The sequence below is a fragment of the Moorena sp. SIO4G3 genome (genome assembly GCF_010692305.1).
Lineage (GTDB): Bacteria > Cyanobacteriota > Cyanobacteriia > Cyanobacteriales > Coleofasciculaceae > Moorena > Moorena producens_A.
On the sequence record NZ_JAAHIG010000032.1, the window covers coordinates 56,144 to 71,169 of the forward strand.

At 43.4% G+C, this 15,026-nt stretch carries 12 protein-coding genes and 1 pseudogene; 5 read left to right on the forward strand and 8 right to left on the reverse strand.

Translation table 11 applies throughout. The features are described 5' to 3' along the window. Positions 1 to 51 precede the first annotated feature (51 nt). Both urtD and F6J99_RS08395 read right to left on the reverse strand, forming a co-directional pair. Positions 52 to 789, reverse strand: a pseudogene (gene urtD / locus F6J99_RS45485) (urea ABC transporter ATP-binding protein UrtD); the annotation flags it as partial. Beyond that, positions 789 to 953, reverse strand: coding sequence for a hypothetical protein (locus F6J99_RS08395; RefSeq protein WP_293112538.1), 165 nt, complete (start codon positions 951 to 953; stop codon positions 789 to 791). The gene F6J99_RS08395 and the pseudogene urtD, both read right to left, overlap by 1 nt. A gap of 36 nt (positions 954 to 989) precedes the next feature. On the opposite strand from F6J99_RS08395, the gene F6J99_RS08400 reads away from it, so the two are divergent. Further along, positions 990 to 1,196 carry a hypothetical protein gene (locus F6J99_RS08400; protein ID WP_293112539.1) on the forward strand — a complete coding sequence of 69 codons (207 nt, stop codon included), beginning with the start codon at positions 990 to 992 and terminating at the stop codon, positions 1,194 to 1,196. A 28-nt stretch (positions 1,197 to 1,224) separates the two neighbouring features. Here the strand turns inward: F6J99_RS08400 and urtC are convergent, their stop codons facing one another. The 4 genes from urtC to urtA all read right to left on the reverse strand — a co-directional run bounded on the left by urtC (position 1,225) and on the right by urtA (position 5,191). Continuing rightward, positions 1,225 to 2,391, reverse strand: coding sequence for an urea ABC transporter permease subunit UrtC (gene urtC, locus F6J99_RS08405; RefSeq protein WP_293112540.1), 1,167 nt, complete (start codon positions 2,389 to 2,391; stop codon positions 1,225 to 1,227). Next, a complete protein-coding gene (locus F6J99_RS08410) occupies positions 2,375 to 2,518 on the reverse strand; it encodes a hypothetical protein (protein WP_293112541.1) in 144 nt (47 codons plus the stop codon). Before F6J99_RS08410 ends, urtC begins: the two co-directional genes overlap by 17 nt. 19 nt (positions 2,519 to 2,537) lie before the next feature. After that, positions 2,538 to 3,707, reverse strand: coding sequence for a branched-chain amino acid ABC transporter permease (locus tag F6J99_RS08415; protein ID WP_070392553.1), 1,170 nt, complete (start codon positions 3,705 to 3,707; stop codon positions 2,538 to 2,540). A gap of 194 nt (positions 3,708 to 3,901) precedes the next feature. Continuing rightward, the gene (gene urtA / locus F6J99_RS08420) at positions 3,902 to 5,191 is read right to left on the reverse strand and encodes an urea ABC transporter substrate-binding protein (RefSeq protein ID WP_293112542.1); all 1,290 of its coding nucleotides are present in this window, start codon (positions 5,189 to 5,191) and stop codon (positions 3,902 to 3,904) included. A 581-nt stretch (positions 5,192 to 5,772) separates the two neighbouring features. Here urtA and F6J99_RS08425 point away from each other — a divergent pair. The 3 genes from F6J99_RS08425 (at position 5,773) to F6J99_RS08435 (ending at position 11,708) form a co-directional block, all read left to right on the forward strand. Next, complete coding sequence (locus F6J99_RS08425; RefSeq protein ID WP_293112543.1) at positions 5,773 to 7,545, forward strand: ATP-binding protein; 1,773 nt, start codon at positions 5,773 to 5,775, stop codon at positions 7,543 to 7,545. Between the two features lie 244 nt (positions 7,546 to 7,789). Further along, complete coding sequence (locus F6J99_RS08430; RefSeq protein WP_293112544.1) at positions 7,790 to 9,406, forward strand: iron uptake porin; 1,617 nt, start codon at positions 7,790 to 7,792, stop codon at positions 9,404 to 9,406. 985 nt (positions 9,407 to 10,391) lie between these two features. Then, positions 10,392 to 11,708 carry a TMEM143 family protein gene (locus F6J99_RS08435; RefSeq protein WP_365972883.1) on the forward strand — a complete coding sequence of 439 codons (1,317 nt, stop codon included), beginning with the start codon at positions 10,392 to 10,394 and terminating at the stop codon, positions 11,706 to 11,708. A 449-nt stretch (positions 11,709 to 12,157) separates the two neighbouring features. On the opposite strand, the gene F6J99_RS08440 is transcribed toward F6J99_RS08435, so the two are convergent. After that, positions 12,158 to 13,579 carry a GTP-binding protein gene (locus tag F6J99_RS08440; RefSeq protein ID WP_293112545.1) on the reverse strand — a complete coding sequence of 474 codons (1,422 nt, stop codon included), beginning with the start codon at positions 13,577 to 13,579 and terminating at the stop codon, positions 12,158 to 12,160. Between the two features lie 249 nt (positions 13,580 to 13,828). Here F6J99_RS08440 and F6J99_RS08445 point away from each other — a divergent pair, with 249 nt between their 5' ends. Further along, the gene (locus tag F6J99_RS08445) at positions 13,829 to 14,839 is read left to right on the forward strand and encodes a PAS domain S-box protein (RefSeq protein WP_293112546.1); all 1,011 of its coding nucleotides are present in this window, start codon (positions 13,829 to 13,831) and stop codon (positions 14,837 to 14,839) included. A gap of 3 nt (positions 14,840 to 14,842) precedes the next feature. On the opposite strand, the gene F6J99_RS08450 is transcribed toward F6J99_RS08445, so the two are convergent. After that, on the reverse strand, positions 14,843 to 15,026 hold a 184-nt coding region (locus F6J99_RS08450; RefSeq protein WP_293112547.1), incomplete at its 5' end, for a hypothetical protein.

Here is a 15,026-nt window from a genome sequence, read left to right on the forward strand (position 1 = left end):
CATAGCAGACACAATCCGTAGCATTTTCATTTGCTCTGCTGTAATCGATGGCTTTTGTCCTAAATACACTTCAATCACCCTGGGGTCATTTTGGACTTGATCCATTGTGCCTTCACACAACACTGAACCCTGATGTAACACCGTTACTTTACGAGCAATCTGGCGCACGAATTCCATATCGTGTTCAATCACAATAATCGAATGACTCTTGGCTAGAGCTAACAGCAAATCTCCTACATTTTCTGTCTCTTCATCGGTTAAACCAGCCACCGGTTCATCTACTAGTAATAAATCCGGAGCCTGAGCCACTAACATCCCAATCTCTAACCGCTGTTTTTCGCCATGGGAGAGTAACTCGGCCAGTAAATTCGCTTTTTCCACTAAACCAATGGTTTGCAGCAAACCAGCTACTGTCCGTTTTTCCCCGGGTAATGTACGTCCAAACAGGGTGGAAAAGACATTTTTATCACGATTGCAAGCTAAATCTAAGTTTTCTCGAACCGTTAGATTTAGGTAGACTCGTGGTGTCTGAAATTTTCGACCAATGCCGAAGCGGGAGATTTGGTGTTCCGATAAGCCTCGCAAATCCTGTCCCTTAAACAACACCCGTCCCTCCGTTGGCTGTACTTTCCCAGTCACCACATCCAGAAAGGTAGTTTTACCAGCACCATTAGGACCAATCATCACTCGCAATTCCCCAGCATCCATACTAAAGTTAAACTGGTTAATTGCTTTGAAGCCATCAAAACTTACGGTTAAGTGATCAATTTCAAGAATTTTTGAGTTCATTAGAAGTTATCAATTGGGTTAGGTAAAAAGTCCTGGATTTTAGGGAGTAGGGAGTAGGGAGTAGGGAGTAGGGAGTAGGGAATCGGGAATCGGGAATCGGGAATCGGGAATCGGGAATTGGGAATCGGTAATCGGGAGTAGGGAAAAAATCCTGTGGGGTGCATCTCATATTTCTAAAAAAGAAGGGATGTTTAGGAAGTGTGCAGCCCGGGCGCGGGGAGAGTTGCGACTCCCTCGGTGCGCTTTCCGTAGGCGAATTAAATTCGCCACGGGTCGCACCGCTCCCGACTCCCGACTCCCGACCCAAATGTAAAAAACTTACCCCTGTGAGCCCCTGCTCCCTGCTCCCTGCTCCCTGCTCCCTGCTCCCTGCTCCCTGCTCCCTGCTCCCTGCTCCCTTGTTCTGATAACCATACAATGGAAATGAAGACCAGCTTAACGAGTAATCTCTTCTTTTTCCCGTTGGACTACCGGGTCTTTTTCTAGGCTGGGGTAAGTTGTTATCACTGGTTTTTCGGCACCAAAAAGCGATCGCATTTGTTCAATTCCCTCGTCTCGCAACCAGCCGACAATACCATTCGGCAGTACTGTCACTACAATTAGGAACAGTGCGCCCTGGAAAAATAGCCAAACTTCAGGAAATTGCTCACTCAACAAGGTTTGAGCTAGTCTGACTAATAAAGTACCCAGAATTGCTCCGACTAGAGTTGCTCGTCCTCCCACAGCCACCCAAATCACCATCTCAATGGAAAAAGCTACTTCCATATAGCTGGGGGTAACAATCCCTGATTGTACGGTATAAAGCGCCCCAGCCACTCCAGCGATTCCCCCAGAAACCGCAAATACCAGGACTTTGAATCCGGTAGGATCGTAGCCAGAGAAACGCACCCGATTCTCATCATCCCGTATGGCAATTAACAACCGACCAAAGCGTCCACTGGTTAACCAACGGGACAATAAGTAGATCACAACCACACACAGGATACTAATTTCGTAGAAAGCTAACTGAGCTTGTTTGGAACTTACTAACATCCCAAACAGGGTTTCGGTATCAGTTTTCAACCCATTAGTACCATTAATTAGCTTTTGCTGTCCATTGAAAAAATTGAATAAAACCAGCAGTGCGGCTTGGGTTAAAATCGAGAAATAAACCCCTTTAATCCGGTTACGAAATACCAGATAACCCAGCAATCCTGCCACGATACTGGGAATTAAAACAATAGCAATTAGGGTGAAAGGAAACGAATAAAATGGCTGCCAGAAGAATGGCAGTTCCTTTACCCCATATAGGGTGAAGAATTCCGGTATTTCTCCTTCTGGTAATTGCAGTTTGAGGTGCATAGCAAAGCCATAGCCCCCCAACGCAAAAAATATACCATGTCCTAGACTCAGCAGTCCGGTATACCCCCAAATCAGGTCAATTCCAATCGCTACAATAGATAATGACAAAAAACGCCCCAACAGCTTGAGGCGAAAATCCGGCAAAATCGCTGGCATTAATAACGCGAAAACTAGAGCAATTCCTACGATTGCTACTATTTCTATAATTAACTTTCGTCGCCGCTGCTTTTTAATGGCTTTTGTTCTAGATACATACGTCATAATTTATGAAAATAACAACTATAGCAGTTCTCAATTTGGTTAGGTACGTTAGAAAAGGGAGTAGGGAGTAGGGAGTAGGGAGTAGGGAATCGGGAGTAAGGAATCGCGGGACTAAATTTGACTGCACCTCATAAGTACGAGAAACGCTATAATTCTGCCGTGCGTCCTTTTTGTGGGAATATTCCTGAAGGTCTCACTTGTAAAAAGGTAATAATTAAAGCGAAGACCATAACTTTTGCCATACTGGTGGTCGCAAAAAAGGTAAAGAAGTCCGTTACCGGTTTCAGGAACTCTACTGGCATCAACATAAAGGCTATGCTTCCAGAACCAATCAGATAGGTCAGTGTACCAATTGCTAGGGCTGCTAAAATGCTTCCCAGTAAGTTTCCGACACCGCCAACCACCACCACCATAAAGGTATCGACGATATAATTTTGACCAGTATTGGGACCAACAGAACCTAGTAATGTAATCGCACAACCTGCTACACCAGCTAAACCAGAACCTAGGGCAAATGTTAAGGCATCTACCGTTTGTGTTGGGATACCTAAGCAAGCACTCATATTGCGATTTTGGGTAACAGCTCGAATCCGTAATCCCCAACTGGAGCGATTTAAGAACCAGTAGGTTCCCAATAGACAAATAATCGTCAAAATAATGATAAAGATCCGGGCATAGGGCAATTGGAAGTTACCAATCGGAAATCCCCCTTGAAGCCATGCTGGTGGAGTCACGTCTACATTTCTGGCACTAAACCAAGGTCGAGTAATTCCCCGTTGACCCGTTTGTCCTAACAACACCCCGGTTACGATGGCAATTCCTAGAGATAAGAATACCATCAAAGCCATCGCCCAATTGCGAATTCTCTGCCAATCTAAACGACGGCTTATCACCCACCTTGACCCAAAAAACAGTAGGCAAAATACCCCAATCCCAATCACCAATACCCAATTTACACTGCGGACAAACTGCCGCAATATCAAACTTACCCCCCAAGTAGCGAGAAGAGTTTCCAACGGTCGCCCATATAGATAACGAATGACCCCCCTCTCCAATACCAGTCCTACCAATGCTGCCACCAGAAAAGCCATGGGCAGGGCAAAAAAGATATAGACATTAAACAACGAATCGCCCAAAAAGGCTTTAAAGGTATTTTGGACAACATAGGTTGTATAAGCGCCCAACATCATTAACTCGCCGTGAGCAAGATTAATCACGCCCATCAGTCCAAAGACAACCGCTAGTCCTAGGGCAGCAATCAGTAGCACTGAGCCAATACTAATCCCGTTAAAAATTCCTTCTAAAAGTGGCAGCACAATTTAATAATTAACTCTGAATTATGAAGGATGAATTATGAATGGTTAATTATGCAGGATGAATTATGAATGGTGAAAACTACTTTATTTTTCTGTTTTTGAAGTTTACATTAAGCACTCAACACTCAACTAACAAAACTCGATTTTAAATGCTAAGTAGTTTACTTCATAGGTCATAATTCATCCTTGATAACTTATGCTTTCTCCTTTTTGTACTTTCCTCCCTTATTGGGATCAGTCCAGTCACACCCATACCCTTTCGTTTCCGCTACATATTGATTCCAGGGGATGGGAGGAACGGGTTTAGGTGTGGATGAGACAATTTTGAACTGACCATCGGCTTGGATTTCACCAATGCGCACTGTCTTGGAAATGTGATGATTCGGATACATCTCTACTGGTCCTTCTGGTGCGCCAAATTTTTCACCGATAGCAGCTTTGCGCACAGGCTCTAGGTCAGTAGTTCCAGCTTTCTCTACCGCCTGCTTCCATAGGTAAACCATAATGTAAGCGGCTTCCATGGGGTCGTTGGTTACCCGGTCTTCGCCATACTCCGCTTTGAAGGCTTCCACAAACTGCTTATTGTCAAGGCTATCGACAGATTGGAAGTAGTTCCAGGCGGCATAGTGACCAATTAGAAATTCTGGACCAATCTGCCGGACTTCCTCTTCCGCAATACTCACCGACATCGTGGGATATTTGTCTGGAGTCAGTCCAGCACCTTTGAGTTGTTTGAAGAAGGCGACATTACTATCCCCGTTGAGACTGTTGAAGATTACGCCACCATTTGGTAGGGCGGCTTTAATCTTAGAAATGATCGGGGTAACTTCTGTATTACCAAGGGGAAGGTAATCTTCGCCCACGGTCTCTCCACCCAGGGCTTTGAGTTGCTCCTTAATAATCGTGTTAGCGGTGCGAGGGAAAACATAATCCGAGCCCACTAAGAAAAACTTTTTGCCCTTGTTTTTCAGCAACCACTCTACTGCTGGCTCAATCTGCTGATTTGGTGCAGCACCTGTGTAGAAAATATTCTTGGAACATTCCTGCCCTTCGTACTGCACAGGATACCAAAGCATATGGTCTTTGGATTCAAACACTGGTAGCACAGCCTTACGGCTAGCGGATGTCCAGCAACCAAAAATAGTAACGACTTGATCCTTATCAATCAGTTTGGCAGCTTTCTCAGCAAAGGTTGGCCAGTCAGACGCACCATCCTCAACAATAGGCACAATTTTCTTGCCTAATACTCCCCCGGCGTCATTAATCTCCTTGATAGCAAGCTTTTCAGCTTCCACCACAGTAGTCTCACTAATTGCCATGGTGCCAGTCAGGGAGTGGAGAATACCCACTTTGATCGTGTCTTCCCCACCAGCACTAGCCTCTGAAGTAGCCTCGGGGTCAGCGCAAGCCTTCAACAGAAGACTGGTTCCCAATGCCGCCGAGCTATAAAGCAGAAATTTACGTCGTCCTAATCCACTTACCATACTTTCGTACCATCCTCTACCAAATTTGGCTGTAGCCTCATTGAAAAAATTGCGAAGCTAGGGTGTGATGTTAGACCTACGATGGCAAGTAAACTGTTAATTAGGATACAAAAAACCTAAACTTTCCAGTAGTTCATGAAAGATTGACATTTTTTAACATTTTTTAACATTTTTTTTGAATCAGATCTACCCATGGTGACCATTAAGTATTCACATTCTGTTAATGAACTCTTTACAGTCTGGATAAGCAAAACCTCCCTTACAAAAGCAAGAGAGAGCAAGCGAAGCCAGTATCTGTTACTATGGTTAAATAACGTCGAAAAAAGCATAGTTTTGCCTAAAAATAGCATGTTGAAGTCATTAGGCATCATCTATTCATGTTTTATTGCTCAACTTATAAACTTACGGTTGTCTTGTAACTCAGTGTACAGATTCACAATTAGGTGCGCTTTCCGTTGGCGAATTAAATTCGCGCTTTGGTGGGCGCCCACCTTCGGGTCCCACCTTCGGGTCGCACCTAAGGTTGGTGTATTAATAAACACGCTTCGACTCATCGGCTAACATTTGGCGAGATTTAAGCTTTGTCAGGGGAGAATTTCCAAGGATTTCACACTGGATGTCACCTTAACTCAAGGGCATCCAGAATCAGCTGGATCAATCAATTCCTAGCCAGTGCGAGCATTCGGCAGAAAGTTTTTGTTGGCTATGCACTCTCCATTGCTTTGGCAATTTTGGGAACAACGACTGGATTAGGGATTGGCCAGCATTACCAAAAGGCAGCACTAGCTGAACTCACTCGTTCCCAAAAACAAGAACATCTGCTGAAGAATTTACAAATCGCGATTTTAGACTTACGTTCCTATGCCTACTTAGGTGCGCTTTCCTTGGAAGACCTACAGCTGGTTCAAGAGAAAATTGACCATGCTCAACAACTGCTGTTGGAAGGGGAAGGGTTTGTCAGAGAGTTTGAGACCTGTGCTCATATTAATACCAATCAGTTACTGGATTTAGTGAAGACCTACAGGATCATTATTGATTCCTACAACACTCTCATTCAATCCCTGTTGTTAGGTGCGCTCTTACGTGGCGAATTAGATTCGCCACCGGTCGCACCTGATGATCAGCTTAAACTCGCCCAAACCCAACTGTTGCCACAGAACAATCCTGAATTAACCACTGCCCTAGAACGCTTTTTTGAGAAGTCAGACCAGTTGATTAGAGCAGCTCAAGTAAAACAGCAGCAAGGGTTGAGCGCCCTTAAGCGTGCTGATCAGTTGTGCTTTGGGATCATCCTCAGCAGTATGATTGCCTCAGTTGCGATCGCAATCTTATTAGCTATTCATACCAGTAATGCGATCGCACAGCGAATCAAAAGCCTGACTCAGATCACCGAACAGGTCAAACAGGAGTCTAACTTTACCCTGCAAGCACCAGTCACCACCCGAGATGAAGTGGGTGTCTTAGCAAAATCACTCAATCAGCTGATTCATGGTATGGCTGACTACACCCAGGAACTCCAGCAAACGGAAATCCAGCTGATTCAAAACGAAAAAATGTCCAGTTTGGGTACGATGGTCGCTGGTATTGCCCATGAAATGAACAATCCGATTAACTTTATCTACGGCAATCTTTTCTTTGCCAGCGATTATATTGAGGATTTACTCTCTGTGGTAGAACTCTATCAGCAGTATTATCCCAACCCTGACCCAGAGATTAAAAATCGGCTCGAAGAGATTGATCTGGAATTTTTGGCCCAAGACTTGCCTAAAATCATCGCTTCCATGAAAGGGGGAGCTGAGCGCATTCGTGAAATTGTGCTTTCGATGAGGAATTTTTCCCGATTGGATGAAGCCGATCTCAAACCGGTTAACATCCATGAAGGAATTGACAATACCCTCGTTCTGCTCAGCAACCGCCTCAAGCCAGGGATTGAGCTGATCAAGCAGTATGGGGATTTACCTTTGGTGGATTGCTATCCAGCTCAACTGAATCAGGTATTTTTGAGTATCTTGGAAAATGCCCTTGATGCCATAGAAAAGGATGCTATAGAACAAAAGGCTAAAGAACACAAGAGTGTCGAATCTTGCCCATCCCCAGTCTTCACCATTCGGATTCAAACGGAGCTAGTTAACCAAAACTGGATAGTTATCCGAATCGCTGACAATGGCCCTGGGATTGCCGCAGCCATTAAAGACCGGATATTTGACCCATTTTTCACTACCAAAGACCCAGGCCAGGGAACTGGCTTGGGTCTCGCCATTAGCTACCAAATTATTACCCAGCATCGGGGGAAAATTGAGGTGGCTTCAGAACCAGGTCAGGGAGCCGAGTTTGTCATTAGTTTGCCCAGATAAAATCTGACCTAACCCATTAGCTGATAGCTGACGGCACCTCAAGCAGCGTGCGCGTAGCGCATATGCTTACAAGTAAAGAATTGCTATTAGTTATAGGGTTTGCTGGGCAGCTTGCCCTAAGTCCTGACAGCGTACCGTCACGAGTCAACTATATAAGTAAGATTTTGTATCAAAGACTACAAACACCTGGTCAGAGCTTTGTTACTTTCATCCATTAGACTGATGACAGGTGTGAGTGAGAAAAATGAATAAACAATTACGCTCGATGTTGCTGATGAGTCCATTGATGTTGGTATCCCAATGGGCAGCATCTGAGGTCGCGATCGCACAAGAGGTTTCAGAAATCATTGATTCAGTAAACCGGTCGCAAATTCCTGCACAATCAAAGCAGGTGTCGGTTGATAAACTGATCAAACAGAGTAAACAAGACTCAGCTTCCATGGGTCAAGTCACCAGTGTTTCCCAACTGCGTGATGTATCTCCTGGAGACTGGGCTTATGAAGCGCTACGTAGTTTGGTAGAGCGCTACGGTTGTATTGCAGGATATCCCAATCGCACGTTTCGTGGGAATCGCGCCACAACCCGGTATGAATTTGCCGCTGGTTTAAATGCTTGCTTGAACCAGATTGAGCGTTTAATTGCTGCGTCTACCGCAGATTTTATCACTCGTGAAGACTTAGAAACCCTGCAACGGCTGATTCAGGAGTTTGAATCAGAATTGGCTACTCTCGGTGCACGAGTGGATAACTTAGAAGGACGGGTGGCATTTTTAGAAGACCATCAGTTTTCTACCACCACCAAGCTAGAAGGGGAAGTGGTCTTCTCTATTGCCAACGCCTTTGGTGAAGACAGTGACAACCAAGTCGTGTTCCAAGACCGGGTACGTTTAGCCTTTGTCTCCAGCTTCACCGGTAAAGATGCCCTCTACACCCGTCTGGATGCCGGTAATGCAGCTACCTTTGATGGCACAGACCAAGGTGCCTTTACTTACAGCTTTGACAGCGGTAACGACCTGGGTATTGGTTGGCTAGCCTACTACTTCCCGATTGGGGATAATATTGATGTTTATCTGCCAGCTGCCTTTCCCCTTTGGCAAGATTTCGTCCCCACCGTCAGCCCCTACCTGGATGACTTCACTGGCGCTAGCGGTGTTCTTTCCAGCTATGCTGAATCTAGCCCCATCTATAAAATTGGTTTAGGCGCAGGTGGTGGACTAGGCATCAACTTTAGCCTCGCCGATGCGGTAGTATTGAGTGCAGGTTACTTTGGTGGCAATTCCTTTGATCCCTCTGAAGGTCAGGGTTTATTCAATGGTGAGTTTTCTGCCTTAGGTCAGTTAACATTTTCCCCTAGCGACAGCTTTCAGTTAGCCTTCACCTACGTTCGTGCCTACTTCAATGACTTTGATGATGGCAACGCTATCTTTGATACAGGTGTGGGAACTGAAAACTCCAGGGCACCCTTTGGTGATGGAGCAGATGTCACAGCAAACACTAACTCCTACGGCGTAGAAGCCTCTTTTCGATTCTCTCCCAATTTAGTAATTAATGCCTATGGCGGCTACACCGATGCTGAACAAGCTTCTGGTGGCAACGGTGATGCTGAGATTTGGTACTACGGTCTAGGATTGGCATTACCAGACTTTGGCAAAGAAGGTAACTTACTTGGTATAGTTGCCGGTTCTGAGCCTTATGTTGGTGGTGATGATGATACCGCCATTCATCTTGAAGGCTTCTACAAGTATCAGTTAAACGATAATATCTCGATTACTCCCGGATTAATCTGGATTGCTGCTCCCTTTGGAGACAGTGATAACGAGGATGTCTTCATTGGTGCTCTGAGAACTACCTTCAAATTCTAAGACTTGATCCCAAGTCCGGTTAATCACTTCTAATACTGTAGAGCCCATGGCTGTGACTTGAAAATTGAAAATTGAAAATTGAAAATTGAAAATGATCAACTTTCAAGTCACGAAAAGCCAAGACTTATAAGAATTTAACCGGGCTCGGTATCAGCACATTATTGGTAAGCATATGCTGATAGCTGATAGCTAATAGCTGATAGCTGATAGCTGATAGCTGATAGCTGAATGCTTACATTTATTATTAAATAACTTCAATTCTTTTGACTAATAAGGGAGTGAGCGCTCACTGTCTAAGAAATTGCGCTCAAAAATTGCTATCGCTTCAAATTTCTCTATGCATAATCTTCCTCATTTGTCAATCAATACCGGGTATTAAGCTTTTTTAAGATTTTTGTTGTTGCTGTTTAAGCTGGTTACCCTTGGTTCTACTATAAATTAATCACTTAAATCCAGATCGACCTTTCCCCTTCATCCCCACTAAGCCGACTTAGTTGGTGTAGCCATCTTTGATCATGGTTAGGGGTAAAGGGTAAGTTTTTAGCAAAATGATCAGAATCAAAAAACCGAGTCAGCAATTAAGGTTGCATCAACTTAATAAAAGTAAACAAATTACTTTTATCAATTCTGAAATAACTTCCCCATCTAAAAGCTGGAAACAGCTCAGCTGGTTAGATAATAATCTAAATCAGAGTAATCTGGTCTGGCGGTTGTGGCTTGTTGTAATGATAGGAGTGACCCATCATTTAAGCAATCCTAAACAATTCCAATCCTAACACTGAACAACTTTTCGGAACGTTCTAGTCTAGAAAACTGATTGATTAGAAAAAAATTTTAATTTTAGTCCTGGCGAGTTGTTACGTTACCAGGATTGGCTCGTAACTCGATTACTATAGCTCCAATCGATTTGTTAGTTAACCGGTGCTCATTCTCTAACCAACATAATTTTAACGTGAACTATACAGCAGCTTAGTTTAGTGGCACAATGATGGCTATATATCAAGACCGGGAAGCCTTTATCCCTTACCGTCGAACCGATCTGATCGAACTTTGTCTTCAAGATGGGAAACTTGACCCTACCAACGCCCAGAAGTTTCGGGATTTCTGCGAAATTCTGTCAGCCTATTATCATTTTAAGTTCCATCAAACCCTGGAGAATTTAAAAGATAACTTTGCTCCTTTTAATCCTGATGCTGACACCAAGTCTATCAAAGCACTGACTCCAGATCAGAAGAGTGAGAGGGAAGCTAAATTGATATCGACCTTGACAACTCTCCTGAAAAGTGCCAATTACTTTCCCTTACCGAAAAATCTCCTACAACAGGCTGTGTCAGAACACTCATTGATTGAACTAAAGACTGATATAGATTTTGATGACTTTGAGGACATAGTTTGCTATGGTAGAGGAGAGAGAGCTAAAATTCATTTTTTTAACAAACTTTTACAAAAAACTGAACAAAACATTGAAATCTATGAACGAGTAGTTTTATTGATTAAATTTAAAGATAAAAATTATTTTGAATCAAAAAATTCAAAAAAACTCAAAACTCTCAACTTTGTACCCGGTAAAATGTATGTTTATCTCTATGGCAATATTCCCAAATTTGATCTAGAATTCCTATTTCCAAATGTTAAAATAGGAATGACCTGGAAAGACCGCCTATTATTTGGTTTACCTGCCATTGGAGCTGCCATTCCTCTTTTGGTCAAAGTTCTTCCCCAACTTATCTTTATCTTGGGAATAATTTTGTTCGCTATGGGAGTCGAAAGCTTCAGAATTGACCAGGAAAAATCCCATGATATTATGGCTGTACTGCTCACTACTTTATCTGTGGTGATCGCCTTCGGGGGATTTGCCTTTAAACAGTACACAAGTTATCAAAATAAGCAGATTAAATTTCAAAAAAGTGTTACCGAGACCCTTTTCTTCAAAAATTTGGCCATTAATGCTGGTGTGTTTAAGTCTTTGATTGATGACGCTGAAGAGGAAGAATGTAAGGAAATTATTCTAGTTTATTATCATTTATTAACTAGTAAAAAGCTGCTTAACCCTAAAGAGTTGGATGACAAAATTGAAGCATGGATGGATGATAAATTTGACACCAAAATTGACTTTGATATCCATAATTGCCTGCGTAACCTGGAAGAGATACAGGGCAAAATTGTTAAGGGTAACCTAGAAAAAGAGAGTAGATGTCCAATCCCTCTGCTGACCTATGATAACCAAGGTCGTTGTCAAGTGTTACCCCTACAGGAGGCTAAAACCTTGATCGATTATGTTTGGGATAATGCATTTGCTTAAGCATTTTTAGTCTCCTCTAAGATTCATGGTTCATAGTTCATTGCAACAGTACTAATGAAAACTAATGAACCATGGATAATGAACCGTGGATAATGAACCATGGGCAATCAACCAGCCCACAACCCCCATAAAAATCCGTTTGGAACACTGACCGATGGTCTAGTTCAAGACATAGACAAGTTTCACGTCTGAGGGTGACAAATTTGCAGGCTGCTGAGTGTCTGGTTGTGTCAGGTTTGCAATTAGGTGAAGCAATAAAGTGAGCATGGCGGCTTGAATTAGTCTTTGGAACATGAGTGTTCTCCTCAATCCCGATTGGCTGGCAGTGATTTTTCTCTCTTGAATATCTACTGAATATCTACACATGCCCAATCTACGACTCCGGTAAAAAACTTGCCAGGTATAAAATTTAGGTGAAATTATGGAAAAGGTTAAGGAATTAAGTTTTATCACTCTCCTAGCTGTCTTTCCAATTCTTGCCGCAGACGAAAAACAATAGTATCTGGCTCCACCCGGTCTAGAATTTCTTTAATGACGGTACTTGCTCCTAGTGGTCCGAAAGAGCAACCTTGTTCGAGATAAACTTGTGCCGCTTGACCAACAGCATAAGCCCCATAACCTGCAATTCCAGCTTGGGTAATTGCTGCCCCAGCAAAGGCACCCAAGCCACTCGGACCGATAACCACTGAGGCACTCTTACCTACACCAAAAAGCACACTGGTACCCAGTTCACCTAGCAGTAACCCTCCAGAACTGATCAAAATCTTTTGCCATAGCTTACCTGCTTCATAGCTAGTCATCGGTAAACCATACAGCCGCGCTAGAGAACGAATCATCACCAAGTCAGTCAGAGTACCTCCTAACACATCTAAAATTCCAATCGGATTGAGGGCGACTGCTAGTGCTTTGTACTTAGCAAACTGCCAGATTAAGTCTTCTGCTTCAGTTTTGTGTAACTCAATGGCTTTTTTGGCAATAGTATTCTGAGCATTGCGGGCTTGAAATAGAGCGTTGAGGGCTAAAAGCGATCGCCCTTCTCGGTTAAGTAGACTGAAAATTTTCTGTTTGAGCTGATCCACATTTGGAGGTGGAGTTTCCCATTCATAGGTCACTCTACCATCAGGCCACTCTACCCGTACTTCCATAGAAGCTGGTTCTGCTGCCACTAGCACAATCTCATCCGCTGACAACATCTTTTGTAAACGCCGATCCTTGGGACTACCGGTACCGAGTTGTTGCAACTGTTGATAAATTGCCTCCCGGTCTTGTTCTGGATAGAGGTCAATTTTGTTAAATACCAAGATTAGAGGCTTTTGACTTTGCCGCAATTCACAAAGAGCTTGATATTCAGTGCGAGTGATATCACCAGCCACCACAAATAAAATTAAATCGGCTTGGGATACCACCTCCCGCGCCATCTGCGCCTTGACTTCCCCATGGATTTCGTCCAATCCTGGCGTATCAATTAACTCCAAGAGGACTTCACTGTCGGAGCTAGGTGTCCACTGTACTGACTTCGGCCATTGAGTGACACCGTGAATCGGACCAGTTTTAAGAATTTTTTGTCCCACCAAAGCATTAATTACCGCTGACTTACCACGACTAACCAAACCAAAAGCGGCAATGCGAATCAATCCTTGGTCAAGTTTGTCTAGGCTAGACTGCAAAACCTCTAATTCAGTTTGCAGCAAGGCTTGCATTTCCACATCAGCAGGATTCCCCTGGGACCGATGAAAATTGCTGTACCAGGACAAGGCTTGCTGTAAACTGGCACGAGTGCGGTTGAAGAGACTTTTCTGCTGGTTGTTGGTACCATAGGATGTTTGATTACCAGCAGCTGGTTTAGATTGGGAAGAGCGAGGATAACTCAAGGTTAAATAGGGAAAGACGAGTTACAGTTACTATTTTGACCTAACCGTTGATGAGAAAATACCCATTATCCGATCGCAATTACCTGATACCAAGTTGCAGTCAAAGAATAAACAAAAAGGAATTGGGAAGAGCGGAAAATTCCCCCAAGTCCTCCTGATCCCATAGGTAAATTAAACGTCAGAAACGCAACTTGCTATAAGCCTGTAGACTAATGTGGGATTGGCGCAGGCTGATTGATGGAGGTAACTATGAGTGATCTGAATAAATCTAAACAACAGCTGATTCAGGAATTGAAAGCACTGCGCCGACAAGTGGATCAACTTAAAGCTACACGAATTGTCTTCAGTGCTCAACATCAGCTATTTAAAACCTATGGCACCATAATGCAAACAGCCTCTGGCTCCCTGATGCTTAGAGCTTTGTTACAAGATATACTCCACGTTGCTGGTCGCCTCACTAAGGCAGAGGAGAGTAGCCTGTTTTTACTCAATACTGATGGTGTGGTCACTGAGAGTATTCTAGCTCGCGGTGCAACCCTCCCACGATATAAAAAGCAGATCATTGGTCAGGTTCTAGACCAAGGTTTAGCTGGTTGGGTTAGCCGCCATCGCGAAGTTGGGCTGATAAAGGACACTATCGATGATGACCGCTGGCTTACCTTACCTGATCAGCCCTATCAAGTACGCTCAGTATTAGCTGTACCTATTCTCAGGGGTAAGAGGTTATTAGGCATTATCACCCTAATGCATTCCCAGGCGGGACACTTTGGCTCTAAATCTGCCCGTTTAATGGAAATGACTGCTGAGTCCATGGCTTTGATCTTAGAGAATGCTCAACTCCACAGTCAACAACAACAGCTAGGGCAACAGTCTCCTCAGAAATCTCCAGTTTTATCCCCAACAAATAAGCTCACTGAGAGTTCAGATAATTTCTCTTCCCTGGGAATTTACATAATTTATAGTAAAGGTAATTTTCTATATGTTAATCCCAAAATGGCCGAAATTTTTGGCTATTCCTTTGGTGAACTTATTTCTCGGCAATCTTTACTACAAGTGGTGGCAGAAGACAAGCGTAAATTTGTCGATGATCGAATCACTAATTGTCTTCAGGGTCAGGGTAAAAATCTCTACTTTACCTTTCCTGGTAAGTGTAAAGATGGCAGCAGGATTAACGTAGAAATTTATGGTTCCAGAACTAAATTATACGGTAAGTTAGTAATCATTGGAGCTTTGCGAAGACTTAATCATTTAAGCGGTTAGGTTCTATGGTGTATTCTCTAGTGTGTTGGGTATAGGCATACTATTGCCATGATATTTATTTATAGCAATTCTACGACTTGTGAGGTACAAATTTCTGGTTTTTAGGGAGCAGGGAGCAGGGAGCAGGGAGCAGGGAAGAGGTAAGAAGTAAGAGGGAAGAGGGAAGAGGGAAGAGGGAAGAGGTGAA

Excerpts from the sequence above, each read along its gene's own strand:
- F6J99_RS08435 (WP_365972883.1), top strand. The coding sequence starts at position 10,392 with ATGATGGCTATATATCAAGACCGGGAAGCCTTTATCCCTTACCGTCGA.
- F6J99_RS08395 (WP_293112538.1), bottom strand. The coding sequence starts at position 953 with ATGCACCCCACAGGATTTTTTCCCTACTCCCGATTACCGATTCCCAAT.
- F6J99_RS08445 (WP_293112546.1), top strand. The coding sequence starts at position 13,829 with ATGAGTGATCTGAATAAATCTAAACAACAGCTGATTCAGGAATTGAAA.
- urtC (WP_293112540.1), bottom strand. The coding sequence starts at position 2,391 with ATGACGTATGTATCTAGAACAAAAGCCATTAAAAAGCAGCGGCGACGA.
- F6J99_RS08430 (WP_293112544.1), top strand. The coding sequence starts at position 7,790 with ATGAATAAACAATTACGCTCGATGTTGCTGATGAGTCCATTGATGTTG.
- urtA (WP_293112542.1), bottom strand. The coding sequence starts at position 5,191 with ATGGTAAGTGGATTAGGACGACGTAAATTTCTGCTTTATAGCTCGGCG.